Raw genomic sequence first — 19,538 nt, 5'->3', positions numbered from 1 at the left:
CGGGGGTTCATACCGGCTGCACCTCCCGGATGATTCCGAGGAACGCCTGTTCGAGGTCTTGGCTCTTTCCGCGGTCGCGCAGTTCGTCTGGCGTGAGCTGGGCGAGCAGCCGGCCGTCGCGCAGGAGCAGGAGCGAATCGCATCGCCCCGCCTCTTCCATCACGTGGCTGGAGACGAGGAGCGTGGTGCCTTGGTCGGCGAGGGCCCGGAAGCGCTCCCACAGGTCTACCCGCAGGACGGGATCGAGTCCAACGGTGGGCTCGTCGAGGACCAGGACGCGCGGCTTCCCCACGAGGGCGCACGCGAGGGAGACACGGCTGAACTGGCCGCCCGAGAGATCGACGGCCTTGCGCTTCTCGAACTCCGTGAGGCCGACGGCGGCAATCGCCTCGCGTGCGTCGCCTCGGCTCTTGCGCTCGAGCGCGGCGAAGTAGCGGACGTTGTCGAGCACGGTGAGGTCGCCGTACACGGCCGCGTCCTGGGTCATGTAGCCGACGAGGGGCCGCAGCGCGGGGGTGCCCGCCGGGCGGCCAAGGACGTGCAAGGTTCCGGATGCGATGCGCTGGACGCCCATGACGGAGCGCATCAGGGTGCTCTTCCCGCTTCCGGAGGGTCCCAGAAGCCCGGTGACCCCGCCCTCGGGAACCCTGAAGCTGATCTCGTGGAGCACCTCGGTCCGCCGCAGGCGCACGGTCAGGCCTTTCGCTTCGATGGCTGGGGATTGTTCCACCGACCCTCCTCATCAAGTGATGAATTCATCAGGCGATGAATTAAGGGTAGATGTCCGCTCAGTGGGGGTCAATGCTGGGATACATTGGTAGCTGACCTTTTCCCGTCCCCGAGCCAACAGCTCACAGCCAGAACGGATGCCGCGCGTGGTCCTGCGACTCTCCACCCTGTTCCTGCGAACCCTCCGCGAGGACCCGGCTGACGCAGAGGTGGCCAGCCACAAGCTGCTTGTCCGTGCCGGCTACATCCGCCGGGCGGCCCCCGGCATCTACACCTGGCTTCCACTCGGCCTGGCCGTCCTGCGCAAGGTCGAGCAGATCATCCGCGAGGAGATGGCGGCGATCGGCGCGCAGGAGGTTCATTTCCCCGCCCTCCTGCCGAAGGAGCCCTACGAGGCAACGAACCGGTGGACGGAGTACGGCGAGGGCATCTTCCGGCTCAAGGACCGCAAGGAGGGCGACTACCTCCTGGCCCCGACGCATGAGGAGATGTTCACGCTCCTCGTGAAGGACCTGTACTCGTCCTACAAGGACCTGCCGCTGAGCCTGTACCAGATCCAGAACAAGTACCGCGATGAGGCGCGGCCCCGCGCGGGCCTCCTCCGCGGACGCGAGTTCATTATGAAGGACTCCTACTCGTTCGACGTGGACGACGAGGGCCTTGACGCGAGCTACGCGGCGCACCGCGAGGCGTACCTGCGGATCTTCGACCGCCTCGGACTCGAAGTGGTTCCCGTCAAGGCGACCGCGGGTGCCATGGGCGGTTCGAAGAGCGAGGAGTTCCTCCATCCGACCGAGATCGGCGAGGACACCTTCGTGCGTTCTCCCGGCGGCTACGCGGCGAACGTGGAGGCTGTGACCACAGTGGTCCCGCCCGCGATCGACTTCTCGGACGCCCCGCCCGCGACCGTGCTCGACACGCCGGATACTCCGACCATCGACACTCTGGTCGAAGCCTCCCAGACGATCTTCCCCAACCCGGAGCGCGCGTGGACTGCCGCGGACACGCTGAAGAACGTCGTGCTCACCGCCACCCTCCCCACGGGTGAGAAGCAGCTTGTGGTCATCGGCGTGCCCGGAGATCGCGCGGTGGACCTGAAGCGCGTCGAGGCGAACCTTGGTGCGTTCCTTCCCGTGGCGGGCGAGATCGGGCTTGAGCCGGCGAACGACGACGAACTCAAGTCCCAGCCGCTCCTCACCAAGGGCTACATCGGCCCCGGCCTCGACCCCGAGGACGCGCTGCTCGGGCTCGAAGGCAAGTCCGGCCTCCTCTTCCTCGTGGATCCCCGGGTGGTTCCCGGCACCCGCTGGATCACCGGGGCGAATGAGCCGGGCAAGCACGTCTACGGGCTCGTCGCGGGACGCGACTTCGGCTGGGACGGCGTCATCGAGTGCACCGAAGTGCGGGCGGGCGACGAGTCCCCTGACGGCTCGGGTCCGCTCGAGACGGCGCGCGGGATCGAGATGGGCCACATCTTCCAGCTCGGCCGGAAGTACGCCGAGGCACTCGACCTCAAGGTCCTCGACGCGAATGGCAAGCAGGTCACCGTGACCATGGGCTCCTACGGCATCGGCGTCACACGGGCCGTCGCGGCTCTCGCGGAGTCGAACCACGACGACCGCGGCCTCATCTGGCCGCGGTCCGTCGCTCCCGCGGACGTCCACGTCGTCGCCGTCGGCCGCGGGGAGGAGATCTTCGCGGAGGCGGAACGCCTCGCGGCCGAGCTCGAGGGCCGCGGCCTCAGCGTGATGCTGGACGACCGCCAGAAGGTCTCGCCCGGCGTCAAGTTCGGCGACGCGGAACTCATCGGGGTGCCGACGATCGTCGCCGTGGGCAAGGGCCTCGCGAACGGAACGCTCGAGGTGAAGGACCGCCGCTCAGGTACTGCCGAGGACGTTCCGGTGCCCGACGTCGCTGACTACGTGGTTCGCGCCGTCAGCTCCAGCGCCTAGCCCGCGTCGGTGCATACCGGATTCGAACTCCTCGACCCCCTCACACTCGCCCTCGTCGTAGCCGCCGGCTTCGGCGCGGGGTGGGTGGATGCCGTCGTCGGCGGGGGAGGGCTGATCCAGCTTCCGGCGCTGCTCGCTCTCCCGGCTATCACCCCGGTGCAGGCGCTCGCCACGAACAAGATGGGCTCGGTCTTCGGGACCACGACGAGCGCCGTGACCTACGCGCGGCGAGTCAGGCCTGACCTTGGGACAGCCATTCCGATGGCGCTCGTGGCCCTCGCCGGGGCGTTCGGCGGCGCTGCACTGGCTTCAGCCCTGCCGTCGCGCGTCTTCAAACCGATCATCCTCGCGGCGATCATCGCCGTTGCGCTTTTCACCGTGTTCAAGCCGACCCTCGGGCAGTACACGGAACTGCGGCTCAAAGGGCGCCGGCATTTCGCCGCTGCCTGCGGGCTCGGCGTGGTCATCGGCTTCTACGACGGGCTCATTGGACCCGGAACCGGATCCTTCCTGGTCATCGCGCTCGTGTCCGGCATGGGGTACGCGTTCCTCGAGGCCAGCGCCAAGGCGAAGATCGTCAACATGGCCACGAACATCGGCGCGCTGCTCCTGTTTGCCCCGAGCGGTGCGCTCCTCTGGGGCGTGGGCCTCGTCCTCGGAGTCGCGAACATGTGCGGCGGCTATGTCGGCGCGCGCATGGCGGTGGCGCGCGGCAACCGCTTCATCCGCTGGGTCTTCCTCGCCGTCGTCGCCGCGCTGGCCGTCAAGCTGGGCATCGATGTCTGGAACGAGAACTTCGCCACCCAGTGACATTCCGGCGTAGCATTCACGCATGCTGCGTCCCGAGGACTATGCCGCACCCTTGGACCGGGCCGCTGGGCACGCCCGCCGCTGGCTTGAGAGCCTCCCGTCGCGTCATGTGGGGCCGCTGACGACGGCGGACGAGCTCGCCGAGGCGTTCGGCGGCGAGCTGCCGGACGCCGGCCTCGCCCCGGCCGACACGGTGGACCTCCTCGCCTCGGCCGCGGAGCCCGGGCTCATGGCGATGGCCTCCGGCAGGTTCTACGGCTGGGTGATCGGCGGGACACTTCCCGCAGCAATGGCGGCGGATTGGCTCGTGACCGCGTGGGACCAGAACACGGGGCTCCGCTTCGCGACGCCGGCCGTCGTCGCCGCAGAGGAAGCCGCGGGGCGATGGATCCTCGATCTCCTCAGGCTCCCGCCCACCGCAGATGTCGGTTTCGCCACCGGTGCCAGCATGGCCAATTTCTCGGGGCTCGCCGCCGCGCGCTGGCGGGTGCTCGAACGACTCGGCTGGGATCTGAACGAGCGAGGGCTCGCAGGAGCGCCCCGCATCCGGGTCCTGCTCGGCGCCGAACGCCACGACACCATTGACATGGCCCTTCGCATGCTCGGGCTCGGGGCTCCGCAGGCCGTCCCAGTCGACGGGCAGGGGCGGATTCGCCCGGATGCGCTGGCCGCGGCGCTCGAACAGGGGGCCGGCCCCACCATCGTGTGCCTCCAGGCCGGCAACATCCATTCGGGCGCCTTCGATCCCTTCCCCGAGGCGATAGCTGCAGCCCGCGAGCATTCCGCCTGGGTCCATGTCGACGGGGCCTTCGGGCTGTGGGCCGCCGCCTCGGAGTCAACCCGTCACCTGATGGCCGGCGCGGAGGACGCCGATTCGTGGGGGACGGACGCCCACAAGAACCTCAACGTCCCCTATGACTGCGGGATCGTGGTGTGCCGGGACGTCGTCGCCCTCCGGCATGCACTCGGGCTGCACGCCGACTACCTCGTGCTAGATGCCCACGGCGACCACGGGCCGGGGGACCCCTTCGAGAAGGTCCCGGAGCTGTCCCGACGCGCGCGGGGTGTTCCGGTGTGGGCGGCTCTTCGCTCGCTGGGTCGGACCGGCGTCGACTCCCTCGTGGCGGGGCTTGCCGGCCATGCGGCGCAGCTCGCCCGCCGGATCGGCGAGCTTCCCGGGGCCGAGGTGCTCAACGACGTCGTCTTCAGCCAGGTGACCCTCGCGTTCGGCTCGGACGAGCGCACTCGCGCTGTCGCCGACTGCCTCGCGAAGGATGGTCGTGTCTGGATGAGCGGCTCGCGGTGGCACGACCGCGCGGTGCTGCGGATCTCCGTGGCCAACTGGTCCTCCGACGACCAGGATGTCGAGGTCTCGGTGTCGGCGGTCCGTGAGGCGCTCGAGGCGACGCGGGGCCTCTGACCTCTCACGAATGGCGCGTGCCTCTCACGAATGGCGCGTGCCTCTCACGAGTGCCGCGTGCCGTCGAGCCGCTTGAGCTCCCATGCCTCGGGAAGGCCCGGAAGGGGGCGCGAGCACAGGGCGCTCGCGACCCAGAGGGACCGTTCGAGGTCGCGACGGTGATCCGTCTTCGCCGCGTACCAGAGCGCATTCTCGACCTCGCGCAGGATCGCCCACTCGCGCGCCCCTTCCGCATCGAGTCCCGCAGCCCGAGCCAGGTCATGGCAGCGTTCCAGCAGCGCGCCCGGCGCATCCCTGTGCCGGAGCTCTGGCAGGCGATTCCAGAGCATCGGGGCGACGCCGAACTCGGCCTCGCCCACGGCCGCCTGAGGGTCGATCGCCCTGAAGGCGTCGCTGTCGAGTGAGGCCAGAACGTTCATGCCGTGGAGGTCGGTATGGACGAGGACGTCGCGTCCACCGCGGCGTCCGACGATGCCACGCGTCGAGCACACGTCGAGTGCGGCTTCGAGCAGCCAGCGGGGGAATGGCCGGTCGAGGTCAGCCCAGCGGGCGGGAAGCTCATCGCTCCACTTCTCCGCCCGGGCGTCCAAGCGGTCCAGGGCTGCCCATTCGGGGCGGTAGTCCTCCTCGATGGACAGCTGGCGGACAATCCTTCCCCACACCTCGATCGCCTCGGGGAAAGGCACGTCCTGCAGCCGACGTGTTGAATCGAGCCGCTCGAGAAGAAGCGCCCCGGATCCGTCCTCGAGGTCCTGGTCGAGGAGCCGCACGGCTCCCGACCCGCCCCACAGCCGGAGGGCGATGGGCTCGGAAGCGGCCTCCGCATGGGGATAGGCGAGCTTGAGGACCAACGGCTCCCCGACACGTTGCACGGGCACGACGAGCGCGCCGAACCCCGACCACGGTCCGAGGCCGTCCTCGACCACCAGTTCCCACTTGCGCAGGCAGCGGTCCAGGTTTTCCGGCAGCGAGGCGAGCCACGCTCGGCCCTCGGGCGTTCGCGAGTAGCGGCGCCGGAGGTCGTCAGGCACCAGATCGTCGGGGACCAGGGAGTGCGCCGGGGACATGAGGGCAGTCTCCGCTCAGACCGCGCCGGCTCTGCCGAGCAGGCTGCCGAGGGCGAACGTCGTGGCGAGGGCGAGAGCGCCGCCAATCACCACGCGCACCGAGGCCCTTGTTCGTGAACCGCCGCCGATCCACGCCCCCACGGCACCCGTGATCGCCAGAGCGACGAGGACCACGAGGAACGTCAGTGGCACGCGGATGGCTTGGGGGAACAAGAGGATGGCGAGCAACGGCAGAACCGCGCCGCACAGGAAGGAAATCGCCGAGGCAAAGGCCGCGTGCCACGGACTCACGATCTCGTCCGGGTCGATGTTCAGCTCGATGTCGAGGTGGGCGCGGAGCGCGTCCTTTTCAGTGAGCTCGTGAGCGACCTTCGTCGCGAGGTCCTTGGAGAGGCCCTTCTGTTCGTACAGGGCGACGAGCTCCTCGAATTCCTCCTCGGGCTCGTCCCGCAGCTCTTGACGTTCCTTGGCGATCAGGTGCTTCTGGCTGTCGCTCTGGCTGCTGACCGACACGTACTCACCGAGGGCCATTGAAATCGCTCCGCCGGCGAGCGCCGCGAGACCGGCTGCGAGGATCGGACCGTTGTCGGTGGTGACGCCCGCGACACCCACGGCCACAGCGGCCACCGACACGATACCGTCGTTGGCTCCCAGCACGCCGGCTCGGAGCCAGTTGAGCTTAGCCGCGAGATCAGTTCCTTGGGGTTCTGGGTGCAGGCTGGTGGCAGATTCGGTCGTCATAGGTCAACTCTGGCACTCACACCCGCGCCCATCCAGCGAAGCAAGCCTTGCCTCACGGGGCGGGTGCCGCGGCGGCGGGTATCCCGGGGAAGGGCGCGGCGGTCTCCGGAGCCAACCGCGCGGCGGCGAGGAGCCCGCTGGCCCCACTGGACCGGTTGGCCGGAGGAAGCGTCCCCACGAGTTGGGCCCACGCCTGCTCGCTCGAAGCTGCGGCAGCGCTCAGGGTGGGGTCGGGATTGGCCGCGAAGTCGGAAGGGACAGCGAAGGCCGGATCCTCTGGGGGAAGGACGGTGCAGAGCGAGGCCGCGAGCGTGGAGAGCTCGACGAGCTGCTTCCGGTGGCCATCGAGCGCCGCCGTCCGTCCGGCAGCCGCCCCGCTTCCGGCCGGGGTGCGGGCAAGTGCGGCCTCCAGGACGTAGACCGAGGCGTGTTCAGCGCGCGCGACGGTCGCCAGAGCGGCGCTGGACGGGTTTGCGCTGGCAGAATTCGCGCTGGGACTCGCAGTCGATGGGCCACACGAGCGGCTGGGTGCCGGAGAGGAACTGGGTGCCGGAGAGGAACTGGGAGCAGGGGACGAAGTGGGAGCAGGGGCTGCCTTCTGGCCGGTCGCCTTCACGACGCCGTCGAGTTGCAGTGACTGGCCTGCGGCAACCGAGGCGAGGACGGCCGACGTCGGACCGTCGACCTCGACGAGGGCTGCGAGGCGGCCAGCGACGCTCGCCGAGAGTCCGTCCGCAAGGTCACGTGCCGCCGTCGTACTCGCGTCTGATGCACTGGAGGACGCGGGCGAGCCAGCGCTGTGGCTCGCGGAGGCCACCCCCGGCGCCGCAGCCAGGACCATGGCCTGCCTGTCGAGCACCTGGGCGGCGGCCGTCTGTCCAGCGGCCCGCGCGAGGTCCGCGAGGCGCGCGGCGTCGTCGTGAGCGGAGCGGAGGGCGAGGGTTGCCCGGCTCGGCTGGGAAGGAGCGGGCGGCTGGAGCGCCACGAGCGTCGCGGTTCCGAGTCCGACGACGACGGTCCCAGCACCGAGCGCGGCGGCCGGCCAGAGCCGACGAAGCCAGACGGTGGTTGAAGTCACGCGCTCGATCATCGCATGACGGCTCCCACCACCCACCACCCGCTCGTACGAGCCGATAGTCTTAGAGAACACAACGAACAACAAGGAGGCGGCCCCGTATGTCTGAGGCCCGTCAGGCGCCCAGCTCGCCGTTCGAGGCGGAGGAAGCTCGCCTGGTCGCGCTGCTCGAGCCGACAGTCGAGGCGCATCACCTCTTCCTCGAGGGAGTCTCCATCAAAGTCGCCGGCGCGCACCGCACGCTCCACGTCGTCGTCGACCTCCCGGAGGAGGAGACCGGGGGAGTGAGCCTCGATGTCATCGCGGACATCTCCCGTGAGCTCTCCGCGGTCCTCGACCAGAATCGGGATGGCGGGGTGTTCGCTTCCAATCAGGCCTACGATCTCGAGGTCTCTTCGCCGGGCGTGTCCAGACCCCTTACCGAGCCCCGCCACTGGCGCCGCGCCCGGGGGCATGTGGTCAAGGTCAATGTGATCCAGGGCGAGAACGTCACCGGCCGCCTGGTCGAGGTGGCGGACGACGGCGTTACTGTCGTTCCCGATCTGCCCGCGCCCAAGGGGGTCAAGCCCAAGCAGGGGGAGCCAGTGCGCCTCGGGTTCGACCAGATCCGCAGCGGGAAGGTCGAGGTCGAGTTCACCCGCGTCGAGGCGGTCCCGGATGCCGCCTTCGAGAATTTCGAATCTGATACTGATACCGACGCTGACGCCGAGGAGGCCTAGTGGATATCGACATGAGCGCGCTGCGCCTGCTGGAGCGCGAGCGGGACATCCCTGTCGACAAGCTCATCCCGACGATTGAGCAGGCCCTCCTCCTCGCCTACCACAAGTCACCTGGCGCGATCGAGAAGGCCCGTGCGGAGGTCGACCGCAGGAGCGGGCACGTCACCATCTGGGCTACCGAGGTCGACGAGGAGGGCAACCCGATCGGCGAGTTCGACGACACGCCGGAAGGGTTCGGGCGCATCGCCGCGACCACCGCCCGGCAGGTCATCCTCCAGCGGCTCCGCGACGTCGAGGACGACAACGTGCTCGGCGAGTTCAAGGGCCGCGAAGGCGAGCTCATTGCCGGCCAGATCCAGCAGGGCAGCAATCCGCACATGGTGCAGGTCAACCTCGGGGCCGTCGAGGCCCTCCTGCCGCCTCCAGAACAGGTCCCAGGCGAACAGTACCTCCACGGGAACCGCATCCGCGCCTATGTGGTCGATGTCCACCGGGGCATGAAGGGTCCGTCCATCACCCTTTCCCGTTCCCACCCTGGGCTCGTGAAGAAGCTCTTCGAGCTCGAGGTGCCGGAAATCGCGGACCGCAGCGTCGAGATTGTTGCGATTGCCCGCGAGGCCGGCCACCGGACCAAGATCGCCGTGCGGGCGAACGTCCCCGGGGTCAATGCGAAGGGCGCGTGCATTGGCGAGATGGGCTCGCGTGTCCGTGCGGTCATGACCGAGCTCAACGAGGAGAAGATCGACATCGTCGACTTCAGCGAGGACCCGGCAACGTTCATCGCGAACGCCCTCTCGCCGGCGAAGGTCAAGTCGGTGAGCATTGTCGACGAGGCGGGCCGCTCCGCCCGGGTGATGGTGCCTGATTATCAGCTCTCGCTCGCGATCGGCAAGGAAGGGCAGAACGCCCGGCTCGCCGCGAAGCTCACGGGCTGGCGGATCGACATCACGTCGGACGCGGCCAGCCGGCAAGCGGACCCTGCCAACTAGGCTGTAGGATAGATAGGTCCGGGGTGCAGAAACCACTGGGGCGGAAACCACTGCGTACGTGCATCGGTTGTCGCCAGATTGCGCCTCGGTCTGAATTGCTCCGGCTGGTGCGGGACGTCGAGGACTCTCAACGCGTCGTCGTCGATCCGCGCCGCCGACTGCCCGGGCGAGGTGCTTGGCTGCATCCCGACCGCGCATGCCTGACGCAAGCCGTCAAACGCCGCGCGTTCCAGCGCGCCTTCAGAGGCGCGGTGGACCACGGGGCCGTCGACGACTTCTTCGGCACCATCGTGCAGGCCACCGCCGGCACGGTCACCGTCAAAGCTGAAAGCGGGTCAGAAATCTGATGGAAACCCGATGAGTCCCCGTCCCATGAGCGCGTAGCGATGAACATCTTGTTGCGCGACGACAGGAAGCAGTAGACGGTCCACGCCTGGCTCGGCGCGGACCGAGACAGGAGAAATGTGGCCAAGGTCCGCGTACACGAGCTCGCGAAGGAGCTCGGTATCACCTCCAAGGACGCCCTCGCCAAGCTTCAAGAGCTGGGTGAGTTCGTGCGTTCTGCGTCCTCGACTATCGAGGCGCCCGTCGTGAAGAAGCTTCGCGACGCTTACCCGGGCGGCGCGTCCAAGCCGGCCAAGGCGACTGCCACCGCGGCCGCCCGTCCTGCGGCGCCCCGCGCGCCCCAGAGCTCGCCGGTCCAGACATCCCCGGCCCAGAGCGCATCCGCATCCTCGGCTGCGCCCCGTACCCCAGCCCCCCGGGCTCCCCAGACTTCTGCGCCGGCCGCTCAGCCGTCGGCGTCGGCAGCCTCGGTGAAGCCGGGACCTGCCCGCCCGGCCGCTCCGGCCCAGCCGGCCGCCCCGGCACAGGCCTCGCGTCCCGCCGGTGGCTCCGGCCCCCGTCCGGGCGCCACCCCTGGCCCGCGGCCCGGCGGTCCTCGCCCCGGAAACAACCCGTTCTCGTCCTCTCAGGGCATGCAGCGTCCTGGCTCGCGTGAAGAGCGTGCGCCGCGGCCGGGGAACAACCCCTTCGCGACCTCGCAGGGCATGCCCCGTCCGGGATCGCGCGACGGCGATCGCCCGGGCGGGCCGCGTCCCGCACCGCGTCCGGGTGGTACCGCCGGCATCCCGCGCCCCCAGGCTCCGCGTTCCGGCGCTCCGCGTCCGGGCGCACCGCGTCCCGGCGGCGCTCCCCGTCCCGGTGGCGCCCCGCGTCCGGGCGGTTCGGGCGGTCCCCGTCCCGGAGGGGGCGGCGCGCGGCCGAACCCTGGCATGATGCCGCCTCGCTCTGATCGTCCGCAGCCCGGGGCCCGTCCTGCGGGAACCGGCGGACGCGGCCCGGGTCGCCCCGGCGGCGGTGGCGCTCCGGGTGGAGCCCCCGCGGGCGGCGGTTTCGGCAAGGGCGGCCGCGGACGCGGCGGCACCCAGGGTGCCTTCGGCAAGGGCGGTGCTGGCCGCGGCAAGCAGCGCAAGTCGAAGCGCGCCAAGCGCCAAGAGCTGGAGCAGATGAGCGCACCGTCGCTCGGCGGCGTTTCAGTGCCCCGTGGTGACGGCGAGACGATCGTCCGGCTGCGTCGTGGTGCGTCCATCACCGACTTCGCCGAGAAGATCGATGCGAACCCCGCCTCGCTGGTGACGGTGCTCTTCCACCTGGGCGAGATGGCCACGGCCACGCAGTCCCTGGACGAGGAGACGTTCTCGGTCCTCGGCGAGGAGCTCGGCTACAAGATCCAGGTTGTGTCGCCCGAGGACGAGGAGCGCGAGCTGCTCGAGTCCTTCGACATCGACCTTGAGGCGGAACTCGAGGCCGAGACGGACGAGGATCTGGAGATCCGCCCCGCAGTGGTCACTGTCATGGGCCACGTCGACCACGGTAAGACGCGCCTCCTCGACGCCATCCGCCACACCAACGTAGTGGAAGGCGAGCACGGTGGCATCACCCAGCACATCGGTGCCTACCAGATCGAGTTCGAGCACGACGGTGACGCTCGCAAGCTGACCTTCATCGATACGCCGGGTCACGAGGCATTCACCGCCATGCGTGCCCGCGGTGCGCAGGTCACCGACATCGCCGTGCTTGTGGTCGCTGCGGACGACGGCGTGATGCCGCAGACCGTCGAGGCGCTCAACCACGCCCAGGCGGCCGGCGTCCCGATCGTCGTGGCGGTCAACAAGATCGACAAGGAGGGTGCGAACCCGGACAAGGTGCGCGGCCAGCTCACCGAGTACGGTCTCATTCCCGAGGAGTACGGCGGCGACACGATGTTCGTGGACGTCTCCGCACGCCAGAACCTGCACATCGACGACCTCCTCTCGGCCGTCCTGCTCACGGCTGACGCGGCGCTCGACCTCCGCGCCAACCCGAACAAGGACGCCCGCGGTGTTGCCATCGAGGCGAACCTCGACCGCGGTCGCGGTGCCGTCGCCACAGTGCTCGTCCAGTCCGGAACGCTGCACGTCGGCGACAACATGGTGGCGGGTACGGCCCACGGCCGCGTTCGCGCCATGTTCGACGAGGATGGCGAGCCGGTCGAGGCTGCGACGCCGTCGCGTCCGGTCCAGGTCCTGGGCCTCTCCTCGGTGCCGCGGGCAGGCGACACGTTCCTCGTGACCGAGGACGAGCGCACAGCCCGTCAGATCGCGGAGAAGCGCGAGGCGGCCGAGCGGAACGCCCAGCTCGCGAAGCGCCGCAAGCGGATCAGCCTCGAGGACTTCGACAAGGCTGTGGCCGAAGGCAAGATCGATACCCTCAACCTCATCCTCAAGGGTGACGTGTCCGGTGCCGTCGAGGCGCTCGAGGACTCGCTGCTCAAGATCGATGTGGGCGAGGAAGTCCAGCTCCGTGTCATCCACCGCGGCGTCGGCGCGATCACTCAGAACGATGTCAACCTCGCGACGGTCGACAACGCGATCATCATCGGCTTCAACGTCCGTCCTGCGGAACGTGTCGCTGAGCTCGCGGACCGTGAGGGCGTGGACATGCGCTTCTACTCGGTGATCTACGCGGCCATCGAGGACATTGAGCTCGCCCTCAAGGGGATGCTCAAGCCGGAGTACGAAGAGGTCCAGCTCGGCACGGCCGAGGTGCGAGAGATCTTCCGGTCCTCCAAGTTCGGCAACATCGCCGGCTCGATCGTCCGCAGCGGCCTGATCCGTCGCAACGCGAAGGCACGCGTGCTCCGCGATGGCGTCGTGGTCGGAGACAACCTCTCGATCGAATCGCTCAAGCGGTTCAAGGACGATGCAACCGAGGTCCGCGAGGGCTTCGAGTGCGGTATCGGACTGGGTTCGTTCAACGACATCCAGCTCGAGGACATCATCGAGACGTTCGAGATGCGCGAGAAGCCGCGCGTCTGACGCGTCCGTCACGAAGGGGCCCCGCCAGTGCGGGGCCCCTTCCCAGTCCACAGAAGGAGATTCCCCATGGCTGATCCGGCACGCGCTGCGCGCCTCGCCCAGCGGATCAAGGTTGTTGTCGCCGAGGCCTTGCGCAAGGCCGTGAAGGATGAGCGGGCCGAGGCCATCACGGTCACGGATGCCCGCGTGACGAACGACCTCCAGCACGCAACCGTGTACTACACGGTTCTCGGCGACACGGCGGCGCAGGAGGGCGCCCGTGACGTGCTCGAAGCGAAGAAGGGTGTGCTTCGGCGCGAGCTCGGCCGCAATCTCACCATCCGCCTCACCCCGACGCTCGAGTTCGTGGCCGACGAGGTGCCGGTCAACGCCTCGCACGTGGAGGATCTGCTCCGACAGGCCCGCGCCCGCGACGAGGAGTTGGCCCGCCTGGCCGCGGCTGCCCGGCCCGCAGGGGACCCGGATCCGTACCGGAAGCCGCATGAGGACGTCGAGCACGAGTCCGAGTTCGACGGCGTCGCTATCGACGCCGAGGAGGAGTGAGCAGAGCCGGGGGCCCGACCGAAAGGTGAAGCTCTAGCGGCGCCTTGCGCTCGTTACCATGGGCGGCATGGAAGCTGACAACGTCTCGCGCTACGTGGAGCGCGCCGTCGAGCTGGCCGTGGCGAATGTTGCTGACGGCGGCGGTCCATTCGGGGCGGTAGTGCGCATGCCGGACGGGTCGGTCTTCGAGGGGACGAACCGGGTGACAAGGGACAATGACCCCACCGCCCATGCCGAGGTCGTCGCCATCCGTCGCGCCGCTGCCGGTTCGCGCACGTTCGACCTACGCGGCGCCGTCCTCTACTCGAGCTGCGAGCCCTGCCCGCTCTGCCTCGCAGCGTCGCTTTGGGCGCACGTCGCGCGGGTGTACTTCGCCGCGGACCGCCACGACGCTGCGGCCGTGGGTTTCGACGACGCGAGGTTCTACGAGTATTTCGACGGCGTGGACCACACGCTCATGCCGGTCAACCATAGCCCTGTCGCGAAGAGATCCGCCCCGTTCGAGGCCTGGACCGCGTTCGGGGGCCGCGTCAAGTACTGATCGCTGACCTCCATATACTGAGAGGCGTGCTTTCTGGACTCGTGATCGTCGACAAACCGCAGGGATGGACGAGCCACGACGTCGTCGGCCGGGTCCGCCGTCTGGCCGGGACGCGGAAGGTGGGCCACGCAGGCACACTGGACCCCATGGCGACGGGCGTCCTCGTGGTGGGCGTCAACCGCGCCACGCGGCTCCTCTCCTACATCGTCGGAACCTCGAAGACGTACACGGCGACAATCCGCCTCGGCCAAGGCACCGTTACCGACGACGCCGAGGGCGAGGTGGTGTCTGAGACCATCGCGGCGGCTGTCACCGAAGAGCAGATCAGGGAAGGCGCCGCCCGTCTTACCGGAGAGATTCTCCAGGTGCCGAGCAGCGTGAGTGCGATCAAGATCGCCGGCCAGCGGTCCTATGCGCGGGTCCGCGCGGGCGAGAGCGTGGAGCTGGAAGCCCGCCCCATCACCGTGCACTCCTTCGAGATCCATGACATCCGCCGTGAGCGGGGAGGGCGGCTGCTCGATGTGGACGCGACGATCAGGTGCTCGTCGGGGACGTACATCAGGGCCCTCGCCCGAGACCTCGGAGTGGACTTGGGCGTCGGGGGGCACCTGACCGCGCTCCGGCGGACCCAGGTGGGACCGTACAGGATCGAGGCCGCGCACACCCTCGAGGAGCTCGCCGAGGATCTGGAGATCCTTCCGCTCGCCGAAGCGGCGCGGGCGCTCCTCCCCGCGCGTGAGCTCAGTCCGGAAGAAGCGATCGAGCTTTCCTTCGGACGTCGCATCGCTCCCAGCGGGCGCGACGACGTCACCGCAGCCTTCGGGCCGGATGGAAGCCTCGTGGCCCTGCTCAAGGACGCCGGGCCGGCCGCGCGGCCCGAACTGGTCTTCGCGGCCCAGGGCGGCGACGCCAAGGGAGAGCAGCCCACGTGACCGACCCATTCTTCTGGATCGGCACGGCACTGTTCGCCGTCTCGGCCGTCATCTGCGTCCTCGCCGCGGCGACCAAGCGCTATCCCGGGGACGCGGCGATCCTCTCGGTCGCCGCCGTCGAACTCTTCCTGGTGATCTTCGGCGTGGCCGCCGGCGTGCGCCAGGCGGGGGGAGAGGCCGTCCGCGGGGAGCCGTGGGAGTTCTGGGGTTACCTCATCACGGCGCTTGTGCTGCCCATCGCCGCCTTCTGGTGGGCCATCCTCGACAAGTCGCGCTGGAGCAACGTGGTGCTCGCGGCCGTCCCCATCACTGTTTTCGTCATGCTGTTCCGCATGGAGCAGATCTGGAATGGAGCCTTCTGACGTGGAAGAACATTCGCCGAGGACCCGCAGCAAGGGTGTCGGCCGGCTGATCGTTGCCGTGTACGGAATCTTTGCTCTGTCCGCCACGGCACGGGCCGGCTATCAGATCGCAACAAAGTTCGCCGAGGCGCCGCTCGCGTATGTCCTCAGTGCGGTCGCCGCCGTCGTCTACATCGTGGCCACGGTCGCCATGGCGCGGAAGGGCGTGACGAGCTGGTACGTCACGTGCACGGCCGTCCTCGTCGAGCTCGTCGGCGTTCTTGCCGTCGGCACGCTGAGCGTCGTTGCGCCCCAGGACTTCGCGCAGGACACGGTCTGGAGCGTGTATGGCAGAGGGTACGGCTTCATCCCCCTCGTCCTGCCGTTCGTCGGGCTCGCTTGGCTCTACACCAATCGCCCCCGACGCCAGCCGGTAGTGTAAAGGGCGCGAGACAATCGGCGACGAGGCAGGGACGATGGTGCAGATTTGGCGCGGGCTTGACGAGGTGCCGAGCGACTTCGGTCCGACGGCGGTGACGATCGGCAACTTCGACGGCGTGCACCGAGGGCACCAGCAGGTGCTCGCCCAGCTTGAACGGACGGCCCGAGCGGCGGGGAGCAAGACGGTCGCCGTCACGTTCGATCCCCACCCTGCACAAGTCCACCGCCCCGATACGGCTCCAGACCTCATCATGGGGATCGACGACCGCATCGCCGCGTTGGCAGGGTACGGGCTCGACGCCATCCTCGTGCTCCACTACACCCTTGAGTTCGCCCACCAGACTCCCGAGGAATTCGTCCAGAACGTCTTCGTGGACGGGCTTCGCGCCAGCGCCGTCGTGGTGGGCCATGACGTGCGCTTCGGCCGCGGAAACTCGGGGGACCTCAGCACGATGCAGGAGCTGGGTCGCCGCCATGGCTTCCAGGTCGTCATCGTCGACGAGTTCAAGGAGAAAGATCCGAGCCTGCTGGCCGACGACGAGCAGCGGCGCTGCTCGTCGACGTGGGTCCGCGAGGCGCTGGACCGCGGCGACGTGCATATCGCCGCCGAGATCCTCGGACGCCCGCATGCCCTGCATGGCGAGGTGGTGCACGGCGCAGCCCGGGGCCGCGCCCTCGGGTTCCCCACGGCGAATCTCGCCCACGAAGCGATCGGACACGTCCCCGCGGACGGCATCTACGCGGGATGGCTCATCGACGAGTCCGGCACGAGGTGGCCGGCAGCGATCTCCGTCGGGTCGAACCCGACGTTCATCGGTGTCACCCGCCAAGTTGAGGCCCATGTCCTCGACCGCCCGGATGAGGCGCCCGAGGACTTTGACCTTTACGGGCAGAAGATCGTGGTCGAGTTCGTCGAGCGGCTGCGGGGCATGGTTGCGTATCGCGGCCCGGAAGCGCTGATCGAGCAGATGAAGGTCGACGTCGATCAGGCGCGCCGCATTCTGGCCGGAGCAGATCCCCGGGCATAGAATTCCGTGCATGAGCCTCGCCAACGGCGGTCCGCCGGGCAGCGGGGGAGTGCCTCGGGGAAGCGCACCCTGGCTTCGGTGGGCGGCGGTCTCGATGGTCGCCGGCGGCTGCGCAATGTTCGTGCTCGATGTCGGAGGGCTCTTCGCGTCCGCCGCTCGCGTCTATTTCGGCCTGGTCAATCCCGCCGTGGGCGTCGTGCAGATCCTGATTCTCTTCGGCTGCGTGGGCCTCTGGTCTGACCACGCGCTCGGCGGCAGCCTCCTTGCCCGCACCGGCCTTGCCCTCGCCATCCTCGGGCTGGCGCTTCTCGCTGTGGCGAACCTCCTTTCTCCGTTCGGGGAGCTGTGGGTCTTCGACGCCGGCGCCACGGTGCTCGTTCCGCTCGGCTTCCTGCTTGCCGGAGTTGCGGCAATCCGCCACCACGTCTGGCATGGCTGGGAGCGCTGCCTGCCTCTCGTCGTCGGCCTCCTCCCGGTCCTCGTCGTGTTTCCCACCCTCGCGCTGGGGAACACGTCGTGGACGACGTCCCCGTGGACGCAAGCCGGAGTCGGCCTGTGGGGCCTCGCGTTCGCACTGCTCGGATGGGCCGAGTTCCGGGAGCCGCCGCTTGAGCCCGTGCGGGTCACCGAGCGCCGGCGCAGGCGGCGTTAGGCTGGGCGGGTGACAGATCTCACATCTACTGCAAGCACACGATCGGCAAAGACGCCGCCGCAGAAGGAAGCCACCCGCCAGAACACGCGCCCTCTCGAAGAGGGCATTGTTCGCGATCTGAGCGGCCGCATGACCTACAGCGGATACCTCGAACTCGATCGGCTCCTGAGCGCCCAGCACCCCGTGAGCGTTCCGGAACACCACGACGAGCTCCTGTTCATCATCCAGCACCAGACCACGGAACTGTGGCTCAAGCTTGTCCTCCACGAGCTCAAGAGCGCCTGCGGCTGGCTCCGAGACGACAACCTCGGGGCGGCACTCAAGGCCATAGCCCGGGTGAAGCACATCCAGAAGACGCTCACCGAGCAATGGAGCGTCCTTGCCACCCTCACGCCCCACGAATACGCCCAGTTCCGAGGTTTCCTCGGCCACGCCTCAGGCTTCCAGTCCGGGCAATACCGGTCGGTCGAATTCATCCTCGGCAACAAGAACGAGGACATGCTCGCGGTCTTCGATTCGGAGCCGGAGATGCGGGCCCAGCTGGCGGCTCTGCTCGACGCGCCGAGCCTCTACGACGAATTCCTGAGGTATCTGGCGAGGCAGGGGTACGCGGTGCCGGCCCAAGTCCTCGATCGCGACGTCCGGGTTGCCCATGCCTTCTGCCCGGATCTGGTGCCGCTATTCAAGAACATCTACGACAACGCGGAGCAGCACTGGTCCGCCTATGAGACCTGCGAGGAGCTGGTGGACCTCGAGGACAACTTCCAGCTGTGGCGGTTCAGGCACTTGCGCACTGTTCAACGCACCATCGGGATGAAGACCGGGACCGGAGGGTCCTCCGGCGCCGGCTTCCTGCGTCAGGCGCTGGAGCTCACCTTCTTCCCGGAGCTCTTCGCGGTCAGGACCGAGATCGGGCGGACGGAGGCCGGGCGATGAGCCACAGCCATGACAGCGGGGGGCTCGCCGAGCGTGCGCGCGAGCTCGACGGCGGAGATCCGCTGGCGCAGTACAGGAGCCTCTTCGTCGGGACAGAGGACGGGAACGAGGTCCTCTCGTATCTCGACGGCAACTCCCTTGGGCGCCCGCTCCGGCGTACGGCCGAGGACGTTCGGCGGTTCGCTGAGGAAGAGTGGGGCGGCCGACTCATCCGAGGGTGGGACGAGAAATGGCTGGCCGAGCCGTTCGTTCTCGGGGATCGGCTCGCAGAGGCATGCCTCGGCGCAGCGGCAGGCCAGACTGCCATCGCCGATTCCACCACCGTGAACCTGTACAAGCTCATTCGAGCCGCCGTCGGCATGGCCGGGGCGGAACGCACCGAGATCGTGGTCGACACGGACAACTTCCCCACGGACCGCTACATCGTGGAGGGCATCGCGGCCGAACGCTCGCTCTCAGTGCGGTGGATCGACGCGGATCCGGCAACCGGGGTGACCACGGCGCAAGCCGCCGACGCGATCACGGAGCGCACCGCCGTCGTCGTCCTCTCCCACGTGGCGTACCGCTCGGGCTACATTGCGGATGCGCCGGCGATCACCGCTCTGGCCCACGAGGCCGGTGCGCTGATCGTCTGGGATCTCTGCCACTCCGTGGGTGCGGTGCCTGTCGAACTGGACGCCTGGGGCGCTGACTTCGCCGCAGGATGCACGTACAAGTACCTCAACGGCGGCCCGGGTGCTCCGGCGTTCGCCTATGTGGCGTCGCGGCATCAGGAGGCCTTCCGGCAGCCCATCGAAGGGTGGATGGGACGGCGCGAGGCGTTCGAGATGGCCCACGGATACGAACCGGCCGAGGGCATTCGCCGGTTCATGAGCGGCACGCCGCCCATCTTCGGCATGCTCCCGCTCCGCGGCATGCTCGAACTCATCGAGGAGGCCGGGATTGGCGCCATCAGGGCCAAGTCGGTCGCCCTGACGGAGTTCGCCGTTGAAGCCCATCGCGAACTGCTCGAGCCGCTCGGGGTGAGTCTTGCATCGCCGGCGGACGCTGCGGTCCGGGGTGGGCATGTGATCCTCGAACACCCAGCCTTCCGCGGTCTCACTCAGGTACTGTGGGATGGCGGCGTGATTCCGGACTTCCGTGCACCTCAAGGCCTCCGTCTGGGCCTTTCGCCGCTCAGCACGAGCTTCGCGGAGACCCTGCGGGGGATCGAGGCCATCCGCAGCGCACTGGTTTCGACACAGACATTGGCCGCACGATAGA

Annotated in this window: 20 protein-coding genes; 16 read left to right on the top strand and 4 right to left on the bottom strand. The window is 68.7% G+C overall.

The window, feature by feature from the left end; genetic code table 11:
• Window positions 1-7: 7 nt before the first annotated feature.
• A complete protein-coding gene (locus tag E5679_RS19465) occupies window positions 8-730 on the bottom strand; it encodes an ABC transporter ATP-binding protein (protein ID WP_138418998.1) in 723 nt (240 codons plus the stop codon).
• 145 nt (window positions 731-875) lie between these two features.
• On the opposite strand from E5679_RS19465, the gene E5679_RS19460 reads away from it, so the two are divergent.
• The 3 genes from E5679_RS19460 to E5679_RS19450 are packed head-to-tail and all read left to right on the top strand — an operon-like array spanning window position 876 to window position 4,911.
• Window positions 876-2,681: a proline--tRNA ligase gene (locus E5679_RS19460; RefSeq protein ID WP_138419016.1), complete on the top strand. Its 1,806-nt coding sequence runs from the start codon at window positions 876-878 to the stop codon at window positions 2,679-2,681.
• A 9-nt stretch (window positions 2,682-2,690) separates the two neighbouring features.
• Complete coding sequence (locus E5679_RS19455) at window positions 2,691-3,491, top strand: sulfite exporter TauE/SafE family protein (RefSeq protein WP_138418996.1); 801 nt, start codon at window positions 2,691-2,693, stop codon at window positions 3,489-3,491.
• Between the two features lie 22 nt (window positions 3,492-3,513).
• Window positions 3,514-4,911, top strand: coding sequence for a pyridoxal phosphate-dependent decarboxylase family protein (locus E5679_RS19450; RefSeq protein WP_138418994.1), 1,398 nt, complete (start codon window positions 3,514-3,516; stop codon window positions 4,909-4,911).
• A gap of 44 nt (window positions 4,912-4,955) precedes the next feature.
• Here E5679_RS19450 and E5679_RS19445 read toward each other — a convergent pair whose 3' ends face one another.
• Genes E5679_RS19445 through E5679_RS19435 form a run of 3 tightly spaced genes read right to left on the bottom strand, consistent with a single transcriptional unit; the run spans window position 4,956 to window position 7,797 of the window.
• Entirely contained in the window at window positions 4,956-5,978 is a 1,023-nt protein-coding gene (locus tag E5679_RS19445) for an aminoglycoside phosphotransferase family protein (RefSeq protein WP_138418992.1), read from the bottom strand.
• 15 nt (window positions 5,979-5,993) lie between these two features.
• A complete protein-coding gene (locus E5679_RS19440) occupies window positions 5,994-6,719 on the bottom strand; it encodes a VIT1/CCC1 transporter family protein (protein ID WP_138418990.1) in 726 nt (241 codons plus the stop codon).
• A gap of 52 nt (window positions 6,720-6,771) precedes the next feature.
• A complete protein-coding gene (locus E5679_RS19435) occupies window positions 6,772-7,797 on the bottom strand; it encodes a DUF4439 domain-containing protein (protein ID WP_171042477.1) in 1,026 nt (341 codons plus the stop codon).
• A gap of 98 nt (window positions 7,798-7,895) precedes the next feature.
• Between E5679_RS19435 and E5679_RS19430 the strand changes: the two genes are divergently transcribed.
• The 13 genes from E5679_RS19430 (at window position 7,896) to kynU (ending at window position 19,537) form a co-directional block, all read left to right on the top strand.
• On the top strand, window positions 7,896-8,513 hold the full coding sequence (locus E5679_RS19430; protein WP_138418986.1) for a ribosome maturation factor RimP: 618 nt from the start codon (window positions 7,896-7,898) through the stop codon (window positions 8,511-8,513).
• Window positions 8,513-9,502 (top strand): transcription termination factor NusA, encoded by a 990-nt coding sequence (gene nusA, locus E5679_RS19425; protein ID WP_138418984.1) that lies wholly within the window; start codon window positions 8,513-8,515, stop codon window positions 9,500-9,502. The genes E5679_RS19430 and nusA overlap by 1 nt, the downstream gene beginning before the upstream one ends.
• A 107-nt stretch (window positions 9,503-9,609) precedes the next feature.
• On the top strand, window positions 9,610-9,849 hold the full coding sequence (locus E5679_RS19420; protein WP_420821092.1) for a YlxR family protein: 240 nt from the start codon (window positions 9,610-9,612) through the stop codon (window positions 9,847-9,849).
• A gap of 117 nt (window positions 9,850-9,966) precedes the next feature.
• A complete protein-coding gene (infB, locus tag E5679_RS19415; protein WP_138418980.1) occupies window positions 9,967-12,861 on the top strand; it encodes a translation initiation factor IF-2 in 2,895 nt (964 codons plus the stop codon).
• Window positions 12,862-12,927: 66 nt separating this feature from the next.
• Complete coding sequence (gene rbfA / locus E5679_RS19410) at window positions 12,928-13,404, top strand: 30S ribosome-binding factor RbfA (RefSeq protein ID WP_138418978.1); 477 nt, start codon at window positions 12,928-12,930, stop codon at window positions 13,402-13,404.
• A 58-nt stretch (window positions 13,405-13,462) separates the two neighbouring features.
• Window positions 13,463-13,945 carry a nucleoside deaminase gene (locus E5679_RS19405; protein WP_420821091.1) on the top strand — a complete coding sequence of 161 codons (483 nt, stop codon included), beginning with the start codon at window positions 13,463-13,465 and terminating at the stop codon, window positions 13,943-13,945.
• Between the two features lie 26 nt (window positions 13,946-13,971).
• Complete coding sequence (gene truB, locus E5679_RS19400; protein ID WP_138418974.1) at window positions 13,972-14,877, top strand: tRNA pseudouridine(55) synthase TruB; 906 nt, start codon at window positions 13,972-13,974, stop codon at window positions 14,875-14,877.
• Entirely contained in the window at window positions 14,874-15,239 is a 366-nt protein-coding gene (locus E5679_RS19395; RefSeq protein ID WP_138418972.1) for a hypothetical protein, read from the top strand. The genes truB and E5679_RS19395 overlap by 4 nt, the downstream gene beginning before the upstream one ends.
• Window positions 15,226-15,660, top strand: a complete 435-nt coding sequence (locus tag E5679_RS19390; RefSeq protein WP_138418970.1) for a hypothetical protein — start codon at window positions 15,226-15,228, stop codon at window positions 15,658-15,660. Before E5679_RS19395 ends, E5679_RS19390 begins: the two co-directional genes overlap by 14 nt.
• Window positions 15,661-15,694: 34 nt before the next feature.
• Entirely contained in the window at window positions 15,695-16,687 is a 993-nt protein-coding gene (locus tag E5679_RS19385) for a bifunctional riboflavin kinase/FAD synthetase (protein ID WP_138418968.1), read from the top strand.
• 10 nt (window positions 16,688-16,697) lie between these two features.
• A complete protein-coding gene (locus E5679_RS19380) occupies window positions 16,698-17,339 on the top strand; it encodes a hypothetical protein (RefSeq protein ID WP_138418966.1) in 642 nt (213 codons plus the stop codon).
• Between the two features lie 9 nt (window positions 17,340-17,348).
• Window positions 17,349-18,275 (top strand): tryptophan 2,3-dioxygenase, encoded by a 927-nt coding sequence (locus E5679_RS19375; protein WP_420821090.1) that lies wholly within the window; start codon window positions 17,349-17,351, stop codon window positions 18,273-18,275.
• Window positions 18,272-19,537 (top strand): kynureninase, encoded by a 1,266-nt coding sequence (gene kynU, locus E5679_RS19370; RefSeq protein ID WP_138418964.1) that lies wholly within the window; start codon window positions 18,272-18,274, stop codon window positions 19,535-19,537. Before E5679_RS19375 ends, kynU begins: the two co-directional genes overlap by 4 nt.
• Window position 19,538: the final 1 nt, after the last annotated feature.

This window comes from Sinomonas gamaensis, from assembly GCF_005876955.1.
Classification (GTDB): Bacteria; Actinomycetota; Actinomycetes; order Actinomycetales; family Micrococcaceae; genus Sinomonas; species Sinomonas gamaensis.
Note: the sequence above shows the minus strand (reverse complement) of the source record. Positions and strands in the feature narration are given on the sequence as shown.